Below are 17,266 nucleotides of genomic sequence, written 5' to 3' on the forward strand. Positions count from 1 at the left end.
GCACGCTGTTGAGTTCTCAAGGAACGGACGCTTCCTTCGTACTCACCCTCTCGGGCTTTCCTCCGGGCTTTTCCCTTCGGTCTTTCGTGTTTCCAACCTTACCAGATCCGTTTTCCGTTCCGTTTCCGGTTCGAATTTGTTTCCGGCGGCCGGTTGGGGCCTTCGCCTTTCGGCGTGTTCACTACTTTAGCCGAATTCCCCGGCGACTCATAATCGAGCCATTCGGATGGATTCCGGCCATGCCGAGAATCCGCCCTGATGGGGCTTCGTTGTAGGTAGTGGATGGCCGCGCCGGGGTGCTCTGGAAGCACTGCCCGTTCCTGCGGCTCGGACTACATTAGGCGCCCCCAGCACCTGGGTCAAGTCTCGTCAAGACCTCCTCTTACGGGGCGCATGAGCGCGGTACGGGCTGACCGTCGGGTCGTTGTCGATCCAGAAGCGCCAGGGGTGCGGGGCGCCCTCTCCTCCCACTCCTGTCCGGGGGCCGTTCCTGACCTGGTCAGCGGGGGGTGGGGTGCCCGTGAGCAGGGACAGGGGGGAGTCGGGGCCGGCGCAGGCGTCCGCGCCGTTGAGGGAGCGGGCCACGTCGAGGGCGGTGGCCAGACGGGCCGGGCCTTTGGCCAGTTCCTTGTCGTACCGGGCCGAGAGTCGGCGCTTGCGGGCGTGCTCCGCGCCCACCAGGATCTCGCCCGCTCGCAGCAGGACTCCGCTCGCCTGGCCCTCCGGGCCGCACACCAGGTTCAGGCAGTGCCACATGCCGTAGGTGAAGTAGACGTACGCGTGTCCGGGTGGGCCGAACATGGCCGCGTTGCGGGCGGTGCGGCCGCGGAAGGCATGGGAGCCGGGGTCGATGGCACCGGCGTACGCCTCCACCTCCGTGAGACGGAGCTCGATGCGGCCGGCTTCCGATGTGCGTACCAGCGTGCGTCCCAGAAGGTCGGGCGCCACCTCCAGAACGGGGCGGTCGAAGAAGTCCCGCGGGAGCGGCGTACGGTCGGGGCTCTCGCTCATGGCGTCCGAGGGTACTGGGGGGCACGGGAAGCCGTGCTGGAACCGGTTACGGTCGTCGCGCGTATGTAGGGGTCAGGACCAAGCAGGACCGATTGGAGTGTTCATGGGGTTCAAGAAGCTGCTCGCGAGTCTGGGTGCCGGTGGGGCGTCCGTGGAGACGGTGCTCACCGAGGAGAACGTCGTGCCGGGCGGGGTCGTCCAGGGTGAGGTGCGGATCCAGGGCGGCTCGGTCGACCAGCAGATCGAGGGTCTGTCCGTGGGGCTGCAGGCCCGGGTCGAGGTCGAGGGCGGTGACCAGGAGACCAAGCAGGACATCGAGTTCGTCAAGGTGCGGCTCGGTGGTGCCTTCGAGGTGAAGGCGGGCGCGGTCCACGTGGTCCCGTTCGGGTTCGAGATCCCCTGGGAGACGCCGGTCACGGCCATCGCCGGGCAGCAGCTGCGCGGTATGAACATCGGGGTGACCACCGAGCTGGAGATCGCCCGGGCGGTGGACTCCGGCGACCTGGACCCGATCAACGTCCACCCGCTGCCGGCGCAGCAGGCGATCCTGGACGCCTTCCTGCAGCTGGGCTTCCGCTTCAAGAGCGCGGACATGGAGCGGGGGCACATCCGGGGGACCCGGCAGAAGCTGCCGTTCTACCAGGAGATCGAGTTCTTCCCGCCGCAGCAGTACCGCGGTCTCAACCAGGTCGAGGTCAGCTTCGTCGCGGACGACCGTGAGATGGACGTCGTCCTGGAGATGGACAAGAAGCCGGGGCTGTTCAGCGAGAACAGCGACTCGTTCCGTTCGTTCAAGGTGGGTCTGGCCGACTTCCACACCACCGACTGGGCGGCCTACCTCAACCAGTGGCTCGCCGATGTCGGCGGTCGGCGCAACTGGCTCTAGGCTCGGCCGCGTAAGGCTGTGAGCCAGGTCAGGCGATACGGAGGTTGGAACGTGGCCGAGGGCAAGAGGGCGCCGCTCCCTCATGACTTCCATCCGCAGGTGCCGGCGTTCACCGTGGTGAGCGACGACATCGTGCCGGGTGGTGTGCTGAAGGACGCTCAGGTGTACGCGGAGGGGAACACCTCGCCGCAGCTGAGCTGGGAGGGCTTCCCGGCGGAGACGAAGAGCTTCGCCGTCACCTGCTTCGATCCGGACGCGCCGACGGGCAGTGGGTTCTGGCACTGGGTGGTGTTCGACATCCCGGCGTCGGTGACCGAGCTGCCGGCGGGTGCGGGCACGGGGTCGTTCGAGGGGCTGCCGGCGGGTGCCGTGCAGGTGCGCAACGACTACGGCTCGAAGGACTTCGGTGGTGCCGCTCCCCCGCCGGGAGAGAACCATCGCTACGTCTTCACCGTGTACGCGGTGGACACGGAGAAGCTCGGACCGGACGCGGACGCGTCGCCGGCGGTCGTGGGCTTCAACCTGCGGTTCCACACGCTGGCGCGCGCCCAGCTGATCGCCGAGTACACGGGTCCCACCCGCAGCTGAACGTTCGTTGGTTGTTTGCCCGCTTCTGGTCTTGGAGAGATCAGAAGCGGGCATCTTTCGTTCCGCACGGATATTGCGTTGTCCAACCCGGCGCGCCCGGCCAGAGTTGATCCGAGCCCGGAGCCCTGCCACGGGGCTGGGCGGCACACGGGAGGTGGGCACAATGCGGGACACGCTGGTACTGAACGCGAGCTTCGAGCCGCTGTCGACGGTCACACTCAACCGTGCGGTGGTGCTTGTCCTGCAGGACAAGGCCGTCGTCGAGCAGGTCCATCCCCAGCTGCGCATGCGTGCCGCCGCCGTCGACATACCGGTCCCCCGCGTGATCAGACTCTGCCGCTATGTCCGGGTGCCGTTCCGAAGACACGCTCCGTGGTCGCGGCGGGGTGTGCTGGTGCGGGACCAGCACCGGTGCGCGTACTGCGGGAGGCGCGCGACGACGGTGGACCATGTGGTGCCGCGGGCGCAGGGGGGTGCGGACAGCTGGCTGAACACGGTGGCGTCCTGCGCGGAGGACAATCACCGCAAGGCGGACCGGACGCCGGAGCAGGCGGGGATGCCCTTGCTGCACGAGCCGTTCGTGCCGACTCCGGCGGACGCGATGCTGCTGGCGATGCGGGCGGGTGAGCGGTCCGAGCTGCCGGAGTGGCTGGCGAGCACGGCCGCTTGACGGTGATCGTCGTACGGGTGCGGGCCCGCCCCTTGCTGGGGGCGGGCCCGGCGTCGTTCAGCGCAGCAGGAGCTGGACGATCGCGACGGTGCCGACGGCGACGATGAAGCCGCGCAGGACCGGTGGGGGCAGGCGGCGGCCGACCTTGGCTCCTACCTGGCCGCCGATGGCCGAGCCGACGGCGATGAGCAGGACGGCGGTCCAGTCGAATTCGGCAACGAAGAGGAAGAAGAGCGCGGCGATGCTGTTGACGATCGCGGCGAGGACGTTCTTGACGGCGTTGAGGCGCTGGAGGGTGTCCGCGAGGAGCATGCCCATGAGGGAGACGTAGATGATCCCCTGGGCCGCGGTGAAGTAGCCGCCGTAGACGCTGGCGAGGAGGAGTCCGGTCAGCAGGAGCGGTCCGCCGTCGGGGTCGCCCGGGGTGCCGTCGCGCTCGCGGCGGGCCTGGACCCACTTGGACAGGCGGGGTTGGAGGATGACGAGGACCAGCGCGAGGGCGACCAGGATGGGGACGATGGTCTCGAACGCCCGCGGTGGCAGCATCAGGAGGAGGACGGCGCCGGCGAGGCCGCCGATGGCGGCGACGGTGCCGAGGCGGAGGATGCGGCGGCGCTGGCCCTTGAGCTCCGCGCGGTAGCCGATGGCGCCGCTGATGGATCCCGGGATGAGTCCGAGGGCGTTGGAGACGGTGGCCGTGACCGGGGGCAGGCCGGTGAGGAGCAGGACGGGGAACGTGATCAGCGTTCCCGATCCGACGATGGTGTTGATGGTGCCGGCTCCCACGCCGGCGGCGAAGACCGCCAGTACTTCCCAGATGGACAACGCCATCTCCTTACATGGTCGGTGAGTCGCCTCCCCGCCCTCGGTGCCGAGGGTCGAGGGGCTCGGACCGATCATGCACGACTACGTGTAGGTGTCAGTCAACTGGGGGTTCCTCGCGGCGCTCCGCGCTCTTGCCGCCGGTGTTGAAGCCCGGGGCTCCGCTTCCGAGGTTGCCGAAGGCTCCGGAGAGGCCCTTGAGCGCGTCGCCGATCTCGCTGGGCACGATCCAGAGCTTGTTGGCGTCGCCCTCGGCGATCTTCGGGAGCATCTGGAGGTACTGGTACGAGAGGAGCTTCTGGTCCGGGTCTCCGGCGTGGATGGCTTCGAAGACCGTGCGTACGGCCTGGGCCTCGCCCTCGGCGCGCAGGGCGGCGGCCTTGGCCTCGCCCTCGGCACGGAGGATCGCGGACTGCTTCTCGCCCTCGGCGGTGAGGATCTGCGACTGGCGGATGCCCTCGGCGGTGAGGATCGCGGCGCGCTTGTCGCGGTCGGCGCGCATCTGCTTCTCCATCGAGTCCTGGATGGAGGTCGGGGGCTCGATCGCCTTGAGCTCGACGCGGTTGACGCGGATGCCCCACTTGCCGGTGGCTTCGTCGAGGACGCCGCGGAGGGCGGCGTTGATCTCCTCGCGGGAGGTGAGGGTCCGCTCCAGGTCCATGCCGCCGATGATGTTGCGCAGGGTGGTGACGGTGAGCTGTTCGATCGCCTGGATGTAGCTGGCGACTTCGTAGGTCGCGGCCCGGGCGTCGGTCACCTGGTAGTAGATGACGGTGTCGATGTTGACGACCAGGTTGTCCTGGGTGATCACCGGCTGGGGCGGGAAGGGGACGACCTGTTCGCGGAGGTCGATGCGGTTGCGGATGGAGTCGATGAACGGGACGACGATGTTCAGGCCGGCGTTGAGCGTGCGGGTGTAGCGGCCGAACCGTTCCACGATCGCGGCGCTCGCCTGCGGGATGACCTGGATCGTCTTGATCAGGGCGATGAAGACAAGCACCACCAGAATGATCAGGACGATGATGACTGCTGACATCGTGTTCCCCGTGCCCTTCGCTGCCGGTTCACTGCCGGGTTGATTTCGATGATCGAGTTTCCCAGACGGCGGACCGTCGTGTGAGGGGTTCGGTCACATGACCACGGCGGTCGCCCCGTCGATGTCGACGACGTCGACCTGTTGCCCCGGTTCGAAGCTCTGATCGGCGTCGAGCGCGCGGGCGGACCAGATCTCGCCGGCCAGCTTGATGCGGCCGCCGCTGCCGTCGACCCGTTCGAGGACGACCGCTTGACGGCCTTTCAGCGCGTCGATGCCGCTGGCGTGCCGGGGTGGTCCGTCGCGGTGCCGGGCCGCGATGGGGCGGACGACGGCGAGGAGCGCCACCGAGACGACGACGAAGACCACCACTTGGGCGACGATGCCGAAGCCGAGACCGGCGGTCACGGCTCCGGCGACGGCGCCGACGGAGAACATGCCGAATTCGGGCATCGCGGTCAGGACCAGCGGAATGCCGAGTCCCACCGCGCCGATCAGCCACCACACCCATGCGTCGATGTCCACATGGTCATGGTAGGCGGTGGGGTGGGTCGGGGACAGGGCGCGGCTCTGTGCGGAGAAGCGACGCCCGGTGGTCCGGGTTCCCGTACGCCTGCGGCTACTTGAGCGGGAGGCCCTGTGCGGTGTAGCGGTCGCCGACGTGCTCGACGACGAGCGGCAGGCCGAAGCAGCGTGAGAGGTTGCGGGAGGTGAGCTCGGTCTCCATGGGGCCAGCGGCGAGGACCTTGCCCTGACGGATCATCAGGACGTGGGTGAAGCCGGGGGCGATCTCCTCGACATGGTGGGTGACCATGATCATGGAGGGGGCGTACGGGTCGCGGGCGAGGCGGCCGAGGCGGCGGACGAGGTCCTCGCGGCCGCCGAGGTCGAGTCCGGCGGCGGGCTCGTCGAGGAGGAGGAGCTCGGGGTCGGTCATCATCGCGCGGGCGATCAGGGTGCGCTTGCGCTCGCCCTCGGAGAGGGTGCCGAAGTTGCGGTCGAGGTACTCGGTCATGCCGAGGCGGTCGAGGAAGGCGCGGGCGCGTTCCTCGTCGACGGCGTCGTAGTTCTCGTGCCAGGTGGCGGTCATGCCGTACGCGGCGGTGAGGACGGTCTGCAGGACGGTCTGGCGCTTGGGGAGCTTCTCCGCCATGGCGATGCCGGCCATGCCGATGCGGGGGCGGAGGTCGAAGACGTCGGTGCCCACGCCGCCGAGCCGCTCGCCGAGGACCTTGGCGGTGCCGGTGCTCGGGAAGAGGTAGCTGGAGGCGATGTTGAGGAGGGTGGTCTTGCCGGCGCCGTTGGGGCCGAGGATGACCCACCGCTCACCCTCCTTGACCGACCACGAGACATCGTCCACCAGAGCCCGTCCGTCGCGGACCACGGATACGTCCACCAGCTCCAGTACATCGCTCATGAGCGCGTTGTCTCCCCTTGCGGTCGAGTCGGGTCGTCGCCTTGCGCCTGTGGGCGCGGCGTCCAGGGAAAACCTACGCCACTCGCCGGGCGGGCCGGTCGCCAGGTTGGACCTTGAGGTCCGGTACTTCCCGGTTCCGGCGCCGGGGACCCCCCTAGGCTGGGGGCATGCTTTCGGAACCACGCTCAGGACGCCTGGCCGCTTGGGGCAATGCCCTGTTGGCCGGGTCGGTATCGCCGGACGACGCGGCGCTGGCCATCGTCGGGGAGGACGCGGTGCACCGCGTGGAGGGTCTGCCGGGCGAGGCGGGGCCGGTGGGGCTGACGCTGGCGCTCGGCCGGCTGCGGCGGCTGGGGGTGACCGGGTGGCGGGTGGCGTTGCCGGCGCCGGGGCATCCGCTGGGACTGAGCGGGCCGCCGGACTTCAACGCGCGGGCGCTGGAGGCGGAGGAGGCCGTGGTCGGTTTCGGTGCGCCGTACGGTCTCGTACCGGAGGTCACGGAGGCCGGTCCGGTGGGTGACACGCATGTGGAGGTCGTCTGGCGCTGTCTGGCGGTGCGGGAGGCGCCGCCCGCGGACGTGCCGTCGCTCGGTGAGGCCGAGCGGGAGCTGGCGGAGGCGCTGCGGGAGGCGACGACGGTCCTGATGGGACTGGACGTGGCGGGTTCGGGCCCGGTGGCGGACGCGGCCCGCGACGCGTACCGGGCGCGCGCGGAGGCGGGCCGTGAGGTCCTGGCCCCGGGGTATCCGCCGCGTGCGGTACGGGTGCTGGAGCTGGCCCAGCGGGTGGGGCTGCTGATCGACCTGGCGTACGACCACGGGCACGGGGGCGCGGTCAGCGCCTCGGAGATGTCGGCGAGGCAGCTGGCGTTGCGTCCGGTGGAGCGGGTGGCGAGACGGGCTCAGGTCGCGGCGTACAACGCGTATGTGGAGGAGCGGGAACGGGAGCGCTGATCCGGGCCCGGGGCTCCGGGGAGTGCTGGGGTACTGGGGGCCCGGCCGCGGTCCGGGGGCGACTACGGCCGGCCGCCGCAGCACGCCATGGAGAACGCCCCCGCCTCTGCGACGTTGCGCCGAACGGGGGCATCCACCCGACAGTATGAAAAAGGGACTGGAGCTGCCGCTTCCGCCCGGCGCCCGATGCCCGGCGTTCTACGAGGTCAGGCCGTGCCGCACCGCCCAGAGCGCCGCCTGCGTCCGGTCCGCGAGATCGAGCTTCATCAGGATGTTCGAGACGTGGGTCTTGACCGTCTTCTCCGACAGGACGAGCGCCCTGGCGATCTCGCGGTTGGACCGTCCGTCCGCGATCAGTCCCAGCACCTCGCGCTCCCGTTCGGTGAGGGTGGTGCCGCGTCCCGTGCCGCCCTGGCCCTCGTCCTGGGAGAGGAGCGCCTCGGCCACCTCCGGCTGGAGCAGCACATGGCCCGCGTGGACGGAGCGGATGGCGCCGGCCAGGGCGTCGGGGTCCACGTCCTTGTAGACGTACCCCGAGGCGCCGGCCCGGAGCGCCGGGACGACCGTGCGCTGTTCGGTGAAGCTCGTGACGATCAGGACCTTCGCCGGGTTGGCCAGCTCGCGCAGCTTGCGCAGCGCCTCGATGCCGTCCATGCCGGGCATCTTGACGTCCATCAGGACGACGTCGGGGCGCAGCTCCTCGGCCCGGGCGACGCCCTCACCGCCGTCGGACGCCTCTCCGACGACCTCTATGTCGTCCTGCACCTCCAGAAAGGTCCGCAGGCCGCGGCGGACCACCTGGTGGTCGTCGACCAGCAGGACGCGGATCACGGTGTCAGCCACCGGGGACCTCCATCTCGATCGTGGTGCCCCGGCCGGGCTCCGATGTCACGGTGAGCCGGCCGCCGACGCCACCGGCCCGGTCGCGCATGGAGACCAGACCGAGGTGGCGTCCGGCCCTGCGGACCGTACGCGGGTCGAAGCCCTTGCCGTCGTCGGTGACGGTGAGCAGCGCGCCCTGCCCGTGCCGCACCAGGGAGACGGTGACGAGCTCCGGGTCGGCGTGCCGCAGGGCGTTGTGCAGCGCCTCCTGGGCGACCCGGAGCATGGCCTCCTCCTGGGCGGCGGGCAGGGCCCGCACACCGGTGCTGTCGAAGGTGACCTTGGCGCCGTGGGCCCGGTCGAGGACCTGGATCTGGGTGCGCAGGGTGTGGACGAGGCCGTCCTCGTCGAGAGCGGCGGGGCGCAGCTCGACGACGGCGGCGCGCAGCTCGTCGGCGGCCTCCGCGGCGAGCGAGGCGACCTGCTGGAGCTCGCCCTTGGCCCGGACCGGGTCCCGGTCGACGAGGGCCGCGGCGGCCTGGGCGGTGAGCCGGAGCGAGAAGAGCTTCTGGCTGACGGCGTCGTGCAGCTCGTGGGCGAGACGCGAGCGCTCCTCGGCGATGGTGAGCTCGCGGCTGCGTTCGTACAGCCGGGCGTTGGTCAGGGCGATGGCGGCGTGCTGGGCGAGGATCCCGAGCAGCTCCTCGTCCTGCGCGGTGAAGCCGCACGCTCCGGCCGGCCGGGGGCAGCGCTTGTTGGCGAGGAAGAGCGCGCCGATCGTCTCGTCGCCGTCCTGGATGGGCAGGCCGAGGAAGTCGGACATCTCCGGGTGGGCGGCCGGCCAGCCCTCGAAGCGGGGGTCCTCGCGGACGTCGGCGAGCCGCTCGGGCTCGGCCTTGTGGAGCATCGCGGCGAGGATGCCGTGCTGGCGGGGCAGCGGGCCGATGGCGCGCCACTGCTCCTCGCTGACGCCGTCGACCACGAACTGGGCGAAGCCGCCGTGGTCGTCCGGCACGCCCAGCGCCGCGTACTCGGCGTCGAGCAGCTCACGGGCGGAGGCGACGATCGTCTTGAGGACGTCGCGCACCTCCAGGTGGCGGCTCATCGCCAGCAGCGCGGTGCTCACGGCGGCGAGGCCGGAGCCGGGTCGGTGACTCATGGACTCACCGTACCGCTGGGGTGTGACACTCCGTATCCGTCCGGGGACGGCCTTCGCCCGGGTCCGTGGGACTAGGACGAAGTACCTGGTGGGTAGGCGGACGGGGCCTCGGGTGGGAGGCCAGGGCCGTCTCTCTCCTCCTCTCGACGGACCTTGCTCACTGTGCGCATTGCGAGCGCAACCTGCGGTGAGTTCGTTACGTGCCCGATGTGAGCCCGGGCATAGGACGCAGGTCACTTACGAAGGCCTTTAGTCGACGGGGGGAGCGCAGATTAGGGCTGCTGGAGGGGGTCCCCTGCGGGTGTCCGTGCCGCATGCACGGGTCCCTGATCCACTACCCGGCTTCGTACGTCACACCTTTGCCACAGGTTTTTGCTGCCGCTAAGAATTGCATCCGTCGCCGCCGAGCAGGCGCAGCGCCGCCACCGGCCTGAGCGACCCCCTGTCTATTCGAAGAGGTAGCCCTGCATGTCCGCGAACACCCCCGGCCACTATCGGCTGAAGAAGACCCACAAGGCCTCCATCGCCGGTGTCGCCGCCCTCGGTGCCGCCGCCCTCGCCTTCACCCTCGTCCCCGGCAACGACGCCGCCGCTGAGACCGAGCCCCAGGCGCTGGCCAACACGCAGCAGGTCGCGTGGGGCTACAACGCGAACAGCCCGCAGGCCAAGGCTCTGCACGCCAGCCTCACCGAGCAGCAGACCACCATCGGTCTGAAGGCGAAGCAGGAGCTCGAGGCGAAGGCCAAGGCCGCCGCTGAGGCCAAGGCCGCCGCGAAGGCGAAGGCCGACGCCCAGGCCGCCGCCAAGGCGAAGGCCGCGGCGAAGGCGAAGGCCGACGCGAAGAAGCGCGCCGACGCCAAGGCCGCCGCGAGCCGTGCCGCCGCCCGCCAGCCCATCTTCGCGAACAACCTCGACGGCTGGATCCGCGAGGCGCTGTTCATCATGGACAAGCACAACATCCCGGGCACCTACGAGGGCATCCACCGCAACATCATGCGGGAGTCCAGCGGTAACCCGCGGGCGATCAACAACTGGGACATCAACGCCATCAACGGTGTCCCGTCGAAGGGCCTGCTCCAGGTCATCTACCCGACCTTCAAGGCCTACCACGTGCCGGGCACCAAGTTCGACCAGTACGACCCGGTCGCCAACATCGTCGCCGCCTGCAACTACGCGGCCGACCGCTACGGCTCCATGGACAACGTCAACAGCGCCTACTGACGGCGCCGCGCACATGCCGAAGGGCGGCACCCCGCACGGGGTGCCGCCCTTCGGCGTCGTACGACCGCTGCTACTTGCGCATGACCTCGGGCTCGTGGCGGCGCAGCAGACGCGCCACCGCGACGCCGCAGACGATTCCGATGAGCACCAGGATCGTGAGGTTGAAGCCCCACTGGCCGACCGTGTGGTCCCACAGCGGGTCCAGGTTGGTCGGGTCCTTGTGGTCCCACGGCGGCATGAGGTGGGCGAGGTCGAGGGTCGAGCCCGCGGCGGCGATGGCCCAGCGGGAGGGCATCAGCCAGGCGAACTGCTCCAGGCCCGGGGAGCCGTACACCTGGAAGAGGATGCCGGTGAAGACGACCTGGACGATCGCGAACATGACGAGCAGCGGCATCGTCTTCTCGGCGGTCTTCACCAGCGAGGAGATGACCAGGCCGAACATCATCGAGGTGAAGCCCAGCGCGATGATCGTGACGCACAGCTCGACGGCCGGCGGCATGACCAGGCCCTCGGCGGGCAGGTCACGGGTGGCGAAGCCGATACCGCAGATGATGACGCCCTGGATGGCGGTGATCACGCCGAGGACGATGACCTTGGACATCAGGTACGCCGAGCGGGACAGGCCGGTGGCCCGCTCCCGTTCGTAGATGACCCGCTCCTTGATCAGTTCTCGTACGGAGTTGGCGGCGCCCGAGAAGCACATGCCGACCGCGAGGATCAGCATGATCGTGCCGGCGTCGCCGTTGAAGCGGGACGGCGGCTTGGGCGGGGCGAGGCCGAAGTCGGCGGGGATGACGACCGAGACCAGGCCGAGGACGGCCGGCAGGATCACCATCAGGCCCATGAAGCCCTTGTCGGACGCGATGACCGAGGAGTAGCGGCGGATCAGGGTCCACAGCTGCGAGCCCCAGCCCTGCGGCTTCGGCGGCCTGGCCATCGCCTGCTGCGGCATCTGCACCGGCTGCGCGGCGACGGCGTCGATGTCCGCGGCGTACATCTGGTAGTGCTGGGAGCCCTTCCAGCGGCCCGCCCAGTCGTAGTCGCGGTAGTTCTCGAAGGCGGAGAAGACATCGGCCCAGGTGCTGTAGCCGAAGAAGTTCAGCGCCTCCTCCGGCGGACCGAAGTAGGCCACCGAACCGCCGGGCGCCATGACCAGGAGCTTGTCGCACAGGCCCAGCTCGGCCACCGAGTGGGTGACGACGAGGACCGTGCGGCCGTCGTCGGCGAGGCCGCGCAGCAGCTGCATGACATCGCGGTCCATGCCCGGGTCGAGGCCGGAGGTCGGCTCGTCGAGGAAGATCAGCGACGGCTTGGTGAGGAGCTCCAGGGCGACGGAGACGCGCTTGCGCTGGCCACCGGAGAGGGAGGTGACCTTCTTCTCCTTGTGGATGTCCAGCTTCAGCTCGCGCAGCACCTCGTCGATGCGGGCCTCGCGCTCGGCCGGGGCGGTGTCGCCGGGGAAGCGGAGCTTGGCGGCGTAGCGCAGCGCCTTCTGGACGGTCAGCTCCTTGTGCAGGATGTCGTCCTGCGGGACCAGACCGATGCGCTGGCGCAGCTCGGCGAACTGCTTGTAGAGGCTCCGGTTGTCGTAGAGGACGTCGCCCTCGTTGGCCGGGCGGTAGCCGGTGAGCGCCTTGAGCAGGGTGGACTTGCCGGAGCCGGACGGGCCGATGACGCCGATGAGCGACTTCTCGGGGACGCCGAAGGAGACGTCCTTGAGGATCTGCTTGCCGCCGTCGACCGTGACGGTGAGGTGGCGGGCCGAGAAGGAGACCTCGCCGGTGTCGACGAACTCCTCGAGCTGGCCGCCGACCATGCGGAAGGTCGAGTGGCCGACGCCGACGATGTCGTTGGGGCCGATGAGGGCGGTGCCGCCCTTGGCGATCGGCTGACCGTTGACGTACGTGCCGTTGTGGGAGCCGAGGTCGCGGATCTCGAAACGGCCGTCGGGGGTCGCGTGGAACTCGGCGTGGTGGCGCGAGACCTGGAGGTCGGAGACGACCAGCTCGTTCTCCAGCGCACGGCCGATCCGCATCACATGGCCGAGGGCCAGCTGGTGGAACGTGGTCGGGCTGCGGTCGCCGTAGACCGGCGGTGCTCCCGCCATGCCGCCGCCCTGACCCGATACCTTCTGCGCCAACTGCTCGACGGGGCCGGCCTGCTGGTGCGGGAACTGCGGCTGCGCGGCCTGCGGGTGCGGAACCTGCTGCTGCGGCTGGGCCGGTGCGGGCTGCTGCTGCCAGCCCTGCTGCTGCGGCTGGCCCTGGTGGCCGGCCCACTCCGCCTGCGCCGCCTGGTGGGCGGGCGCGGCCTGCGCCGGTGCCTGCTGCTGGGCGGCCTGCGCGCCGGCGGCGAGATTCAGCCGCGGACCGTCGGTCGCGTTGCCGAGGTGCACCGCGGAGCCGGGCCCGATCTCCATCTGATGGATCCGCTGGCCCTGTACGAAGGTGCCGTTGGTCGAGCCGTGGTCCTCGATGACCCAACTGCGGCCGCCCCAGCTGAGGGTGGCGTGCCGCCACGAGACCCGGGCGTCGTCGATCACGAGGTCGCCCTGCGGATCACGTCCGAGGGTGTACGACCTGGACGGATCGAGAGTCCAGGTCCTTCCGTTCAATTCCAGTACGAGTTCTGGCACTCCATGCCCCACTACTTGTCCCCCGATGTACCCCCTGTCGCAGGGAGTCCAGGGATGGCGAACATCCGGGGGGAACTATTTCAGGCCGGGTCCCGTATCCGAAAGTCGGGCGGGGTGAAGAGCATGGGGAGGCGGGCGCGCGGCATCCACGAATAGGGCAACGCGTGAGGAACCCGGCGCCCCGTGCGCGTCGGGGCCGTGGCACGGCGCGTCGGCGCCGACGGGGCGGGGCCGGGTCGGCGGCGTTACCGTGACAGGAGGGCACCGGCCGGGGTGTCCGGTACGCGGGACGGGGAGGCTGGTGGCACCCCGTGCCCGATACGGTGGAACCACCATGAGCGCATCGCAGACCTCAGACGTTCCCACCCTTCTCGTCAAGATCTTCGGGAAGGACCGTCCCGGGATCACCGCCGGGCTCTTCGACACCCTCGCCGCCTACTCCGTCGACGTCGTGGACATCGAGCAGGTCGTGTCCCGCGGCCGCCTCGTGCTGTGCGCGCTCGTCACCGAGCCGACCGTCGCCTCCCAGGGGGAGCTGCGAGCCACCGTGCACAGCTGGGCCGAGTCGCTGAGGCTCCAGGCCGAGATCATCTCCGGCACCGGTGACAACCGTCCGCGCGGTAGTGGGCGGTCCCACGTCACCGTGCTCGGGCACCCGCTGACGGCCGAGGCCACGGCCGCCATAGCGGCCAGGATCACCGAGACCGGCGGCAACATCGACCGGATCTTCCGGCTCGCGAAGTATCCGGTGACGGCGGTCGAGTTCGCGGTCTCGGGCTGTGAGACGGAGCCGCTGCGCACCGCGCTCGCCCCCCAGGCGCACCACATCGGCGTGGACGTGGCGGTCGTCTCCGCCGGGCTGCACCGCCGCGCCCAGCGTCTGGTGGTGATGGACGTCGACTCGACGCTCATCCAGGACGAGGTGATCGAGCTGTTCGCGGCGCACGCGGGCTGCGAGGACAAGGTCGCCGAGGTCACCGAGGCGGCGATGCGCGGCGAGCTGGACTTCGAGCAGTCGCTCCACGCGCGGGTGGCGCTGCTGGCCGGGCTCGACGCCTCCGTGGTGGACAAGGTCCGTGCCGAGGTGCGGCTCACTCCCGGTGCCCGCACCCTGATCCGTACGCTCAAGCGGCTCGGCTACCAGGTCGGTGTCGTCTCGGGTGGGTTCACCCAGGTCACCGATGACCTCAAGGAGCGGCTGGGGCTCGACTTCGCCTCGGCGAACACCCTGGAGATCGTGGACGGCAAGCTCACCGGCCGGGTCACGGGCGAGATCGTCGACCGGGCGGGCAAGGCGCGGCTGCTGCGCCGGTTCGCGCTGGAGGCGGGTGTGCCGCTGGCGCAGACGGTGGCGATCGGCGACGGCGCCAACGATCTGGACATGCTGAACGCGGCCGGGCTGGGTGTGGCGTTCAACGCCAAGCCGGTCGTCCGCAAGGCGGCCCACACCGCCGTGAACGTGCCCTTCCTCGACACCGTGCTCTATCTGCTCGGGATCACCCGCGAGGAGGTCGAGGCGGCGGACGGCGGCGAGGACCTGCTGCACTGACCCCGCGTACGCCACGCCTGGGGCGGAGGGCCCGGTCACCGAGCGGTGACCGGGCCCTTGTCGTGCCGCACGCGCGCGGTACGGAGATCAGGGGTACGGGAGGCCCTGATCCGGCATGCTCCGAACGAAAGACCCTAGTCGTGCGGGGCCCAGTACTCGAGCAGGGTGCCGACGCCGTGCTCCAGGGACTTCCATGAGCCGTTGAAGCCGACGACGGCGAAGGCGGCGGTGGGGAATCCGCCCCGGTTCATCCGGGCTCGTGTGTCGCCCTCGGCCGAGCCCGCGAGGGCGTCGGAGAGCGCGTGCATTCCGGGGTTGTGCCCGATGACGAGGAGGTCGTTCACGTCCTCGGGTGTCTCGTTGAGCAGGGCGATGAGTTCACCGAGCGATGCTTCGTACAGCCGCTCCTCGTACACGGTCCTGGGGCGGTGCGGGAGCTCGTGCACGGCCAGTTTCCAGGTTTCGCGGGTTCTGACGGCGGTCGAACAGAGGGCCAGATCGAAGGAGATCCCGGTCTCGGCGATCCTGCGGCCCGCCACGGGGGCGTCCGTGCGGCCGCGCTCGGCGAGCGGTCGCTCGTGATCGGACACCTGGGGCCAGTCGGCCTTGGCGTGCCGGAGCAGCACGATCCTGCGGGGTGTATCGACGCTCATGCGCTCCAGCTTCCCATGAATCGGTGCGCGTCGACTCAGAGAGAGAGCGTTTGCTGGATCTGCCGCAGGACGTGTCCGACCGCCGGGTCGCCGCCGATCGTGTGGGTCTTTCCGGGGCTCGCTATGAGCAGGAAGAGGACGGTGAACGCGGCCACGGGGAGGGCGAGGGCCCACCAGGGCAGCCGGGTGTCGAGGCCGGCCGCAGTGCTGCGGGTGCTGGGGTGCGTACGGGCCGACATGGCCGCCTCCGTGGAAAGGGTGATCCGCTGCGATGTCTCCAACGTACGGATCAAGGGCGGGCGGGCCCATCGGGTGATCCACCCACTTCACCCTGAGAGTCACCCCCTAGGGGGAGGGGGGTTGTCCCCACCCTCCCTATCTCAGGTGGGGCGATTTCCTCAGGGTGAGGCGATCGAGGCGACGATGGCGATGAGGACCGTGATGCCCAGCATCGCGCCGAGCACGATGAGGAGCTTCTTCTGGCCGTTCTGGGGATTCGGGTCGAGCACTGGCATGGGGCCAGTCTCGCATCTCAGCATTCGTCCTCGACCGTCCGGTCCCTGCCGGCGAGGGTGCCGACGACCATCTGGGGGAGCATCAGCCCCGCCATCAGCGCGATGGGCAGGCCCCAGCCGCCGCTGTGCTGGTAGAGGACGCCGACCAGGAGGGGTCCGGGGATGGAGAGGAGGTAGCCGACGCTCTGGGCGAAGGCGGAGAGCCGGACCACGCCGGCACCGGTGCGCGCCCGCATGCCGATCATGGTGAGGGCGAGCGGGAAGGCGCAGTTGGAGACGCCGAGGAGCACGGCCCAGATCCAGGCGCCGCCGGCGGGCGCCAGGTAGAGGCCGGTGTAGCCGCCGAGGCCGCACAGGCCCAGGGCGACGGCGATCGGGCCCTGGTTCTTGAGCCGGCCGGCGAGGCGGGGAATGACGAACGCGAGCGGCACACCCATCACCATCGTGACGGCGAGGAGCACACCGGCCGTGCCCGCCGGGACGCCCGCGTCGCGGAAGATCTGCGGCATCCAGCCCATGGTGATGTACGCGCCGGTGGCCTGGAGGCCGAAGAAGACGCCGAGGGCCCAGGCGGTGCGGCTGCGGGTGATCCGGAGCGGCGGGGCCTGCGTCGCCGGCCCGGCCTGGGCGGGGAGGCGAGGGGCCGGCCCACCCGTGCCGCGGTCGCGCAGCAGGGGGATCCAGGGCAGGACGGCGAGGGCGGCGAGACCCGCCCAGACGCCGAGGCCGGTGCGCCAATCGCCGCCCATGGCCTGGGTCATGGGCACGGTCGCGGCGGCGGCCAGGGAGGTGCCCATGGCGAGGGCCATGGAGTAGAGGCCGGTGATGGTGCCGACACGGCCCGGGAAGTACCGCTTGACGATGACCGGCATCAGGACGTTGCTGACGGCGATGCCCATGAGGGCGAGGGCGCTGGCGGCGAGGAAGCCGACGGTGCCGGTGGCGAAGGGGCGGACGGCGAGGCCGGCGAGGATCGCGGCCATGCCGGCGCAGACGACGGCGGCGGGGCCGAAGCGGCGGGCGAGTCGCGGGGCGGTGATGCCGAAGATCGCGAAGCAGAGCGGGGGCACGGAGGTGAGGACCCCGGCGACGCTGCCGCTCATGTGGAGACCGTCGCGGACCTCTTCGAGGAGGGCGCCGAGGCTGGTGATGGCGGGGCGGAGGTTGAGCGCCGCGAGGACGAGTCCGACGAGGACGAGCCGGGTGATCCAGAGGGCGGGCCTGTCCGGTACGGAAGAATTCCCTCCGGTGGCCGGTGAGGAGGCACGCGCGGGTGCTGCTGCGGGTGTCGTCAGGGTGTGCGGCTCGTCAGACATGGAAGCCATCATAGAA

General features: G+C 70.2%; 18 protein-coding genes. 6 read left to right on the forward strand and 12 right to left on the reverse strand.

Features of this window, described 5'->3' with window-relative positions; translation table 11 throughout:
• Nucleotides 1-369: 369 nt before the first annotated feature.
• A complete protein-coding gene (locus ACWDX6_RS18015; RefSeq protein ID WP_451485871.1) occupies nucleotides 370-1,011 on the reverse strand; it encodes a DNA-3-methyladenine glycosylase in 642 nt (213 codons plus the stop codon).
• Between the two features lie 103 nt (nucleotides 1,012-1,114).
• Between ACWDX6_RS18015 and ACWDX6_RS18020 the strand changes: the two genes are divergently transcribed.
• The 3 genes from ACWDX6_RS18020 to ACWDX6_RS18030 all read left to right on the forward strand — a co-directional run bounded on the left by ACWDX6_RS18020 (nucleotide 1,115) and on the right by ACWDX6_RS18030 (nucleotide 3,155).
• Nucleotides 1,115-1,897, forward strand: coding sequence for a sporulation protein (locus ACWDX6_RS18020; RefSeq protein ID WP_451485872.1), 783 nt, complete (start codon nucleotides 1,115-1,117; stop codon nucleotides 1,895-1,897).
• A 51-nt stretch (nucleotides 1,898-1,948) separates the two neighbouring features.
• Complete coding sequence (locus ACWDX6_RS18025; RefSeq protein ID WP_451485873.1) at nucleotides 1,949-2,485, forward strand: YbhB/YbcL family Raf kinase inhibitor-like protein; 537 nt, start codon at nucleotides 1,949-1,951, stop codon at nucleotides 2,483-2,485.
• A 163-nt stretch (nucleotides 2,486-2,648) separates the two neighbouring features.
• On the forward strand, nucleotides 2,649-3,155 hold the full coding sequence (locus tag ACWDX6_RS18030; RefSeq protein WP_451485874.1) for an HNH endonuclease: 507 nt from the start codon (nucleotides 2,649-2,651) through the stop codon (nucleotides 3,153-3,155).
• Between the two features lie 57 nt (nucleotides 3,156-3,212).
• Here ACWDX6_RS18030 and ACWDX6_RS18035 read toward each other — a convergent pair whose 3' ends face one another.
• From ACWDX6_RS18035 to ACWDX6_RS18050, 4 genes are all read right to left on the reverse strand, one after another.
• The gene (locus tag ACWDX6_RS18035) at nucleotides 3,213-3,986 is read right to left on the reverse strand and encodes a sulfite exporter TauE/SafE family protein (RefSeq protein ID WP_451485875.1); all 774 of its coding nucleotides are present in this window, start codon (nucleotides 3,984-3,986) and stop codon (nucleotides 3,213-3,215) included.
• A gap of 88 nt (nucleotides 3,987-4,074) precedes the next feature.
• Nucleotides 4,075-5,013, reverse strand: coding sequence for an SPFH domain-containing protein (locus ACWDX6_RS18040; protein WP_451485876.1), 939 nt, complete (start codon nucleotides 5,011-5,013; stop codon nucleotides 4,075-4,077).
• 93 nt (nucleotides 5,014-5,106) lie between these two features.
• A complete protein-coding gene (locus ACWDX6_RS18045) occupies nucleotides 5,107-5,535 on the reverse strand; it encodes an NfeD family protein (RefSeq protein WP_451485877.1) in 429 nt (142 codons plus the stop codon).
• 94 nt (nucleotides 5,536-5,629) lie between these two features.
• Entirely contained in the window at nucleotides 5,630-6,427 is a 798-nt protein-coding gene (locus tag ACWDX6_RS18050) for an ABC transporter ATP-binding protein (protein WP_451485878.1), read from the reverse strand.
• A gap of 167 nt (nucleotides 6,428-6,594) precedes the next feature.
• Here ACWDX6_RS18050 and ACWDX6_RS18055 point away from each other — a divergent pair, with 167 nt between their 5' ends.
• Nucleotides 6,595-7,380 (forward strand): hypothetical protein, encoded by a 786-nt coding sequence (locus ACWDX6_RS18055; RefSeq protein WP_451485879.1) that lies wholly within the window; start codon nucleotides 6,595-6,597, stop codon nucleotides 7,378-7,380.
• A 198-nt stretch (nucleotides 7,381-7,578) separates the two neighbouring features.
• Here the strand turns inward: ACWDX6_RS18055 and ACWDX6_RS18060 are convergent, their stop codons facing one another.
• Complete coding sequence (locus tag ACWDX6_RS18060; RefSeq protein ID WP_451485880.1) at nucleotides 7,579-8,223, reverse strand: response regulator; 645 nt, start codon at nucleotides 8,221-8,223, stop codon at nucleotides 7,579-7,581.
• Nucleotides 8,216-9,361, reverse strand: coding sequence for a GAF domain-containing sensor histidine kinase (locus ACWDX6_RS18065; RefSeq protein WP_451485881.1), 1,146 nt, complete (start codon nucleotides 9,359-9,361; stop codon nucleotides 8,216-8,218). The genes ACWDX6_RS18060 and ACWDX6_RS18065 overlap by 8 nt, the downstream gene beginning before the upstream one ends.
• Before the next feature lie 468 nt (nucleotides 9,362-9,829).
• On the opposite strand from ACWDX6_RS18065, the gene ACWDX6_RS18070 reads away from it, so the two are divergent.
• A complete protein-coding gene (locus ACWDX6_RS18070; RefSeq protein ID WP_451485882.1) occupies nucleotides 9,830-10,582 on the forward strand; it encodes a transglycosylase SLT domain-containing protein in 753 nt (250 codons plus the stop codon).
• 70 nt (nucleotides 10,583-10,652) lie between these two features.
• On the opposite strand, the gene ACWDX6_RS18075 is transcribed toward ACWDX6_RS18070, so the two are convergent.
• The gene (locus tag ACWDX6_RS18075; protein ID WP_451485883.1) at nucleotides 10,653-13,229 is read right to left on the reverse strand and encodes an FHA domain-containing protein; all 2,577 of its coding nucleotides are present in this window, start codon (nucleotides 13,227-13,229) and stop codon (nucleotides 10,653-10,655) included.
• A gap of 322 nt (nucleotides 13,230-13,551) precedes the next feature.
• On the opposite strand from ACWDX6_RS18075, the gene serB reads away from it, so the two are divergent.
• Nucleotides 13,552-14,766 (forward strand): phosphoserine phosphatase SerB, encoded by a 1,215-nt coding sequence (serB, locus tag ACWDX6_RS18080; protein ID WP_451485884.1) that lies wholly within the window; start codon nucleotides 13,552-13,554, stop codon nucleotides 14,764-14,766.
• A gap of 134 nt (nucleotides 14,767-14,900) precedes the next feature.
• On the opposite strand, the gene ACWDX6_RS18085 is transcribed toward serB, so the two are convergent.
• The 4 genes from ACWDX6_RS18085 to ACWDX6_RS18100 all read right to left on the reverse strand — a co-directional run bounded on the left by ACWDX6_RS18085 (nucleotide 14,901) and on the right by ACWDX6_RS18100 (nucleotide 17,250).
• Nucleotides 14,901-15,419, reverse strand: coding sequence for a SixA phosphatase family protein (locus ACWDX6_RS18085; protein WP_451485885.1), 519 nt, complete (start codon nucleotides 15,417-15,419; stop codon nucleotides 14,901-14,903).
• Between the two features lie 35 nt (nucleotides 15,420-15,454).
• A complete protein-coding gene (locus ACWDX6_RS18090) occupies nucleotides 15,455-15,700 on the reverse strand; it encodes a hypothetical protein (RefSeq protein ID WP_451485886.1) in 246 nt (81 codons plus the stop codon).
• 117 nt (nucleotides 15,701-15,817) lie between these two features.
• Entirely contained in the window at nucleotides 15,818-15,934 is a 117-nt protein-coding gene (locus ACWDX6_RS18095) for an SGM_5486 family transporter-associated protein (RefSeq protein WP_451485887.1), read from the reverse strand.
• A gap of 17 nt (nucleotides 15,935-15,951) precedes the next feature.
• Entirely contained in the window at nucleotides 15,952-17,250 is a 1,299-nt protein-coding gene (locus tag ACWDX6_RS18100) for a CynX/NimT family MFS transporter (protein ID WP_451485888.1), read from the reverse strand.
• Nucleotides 17,251-17,266 lie beyond the last annotated feature (16 nt).

Source organism: Streptomyces sp. NPDC003027 (genome assembly GCF_053591435.1).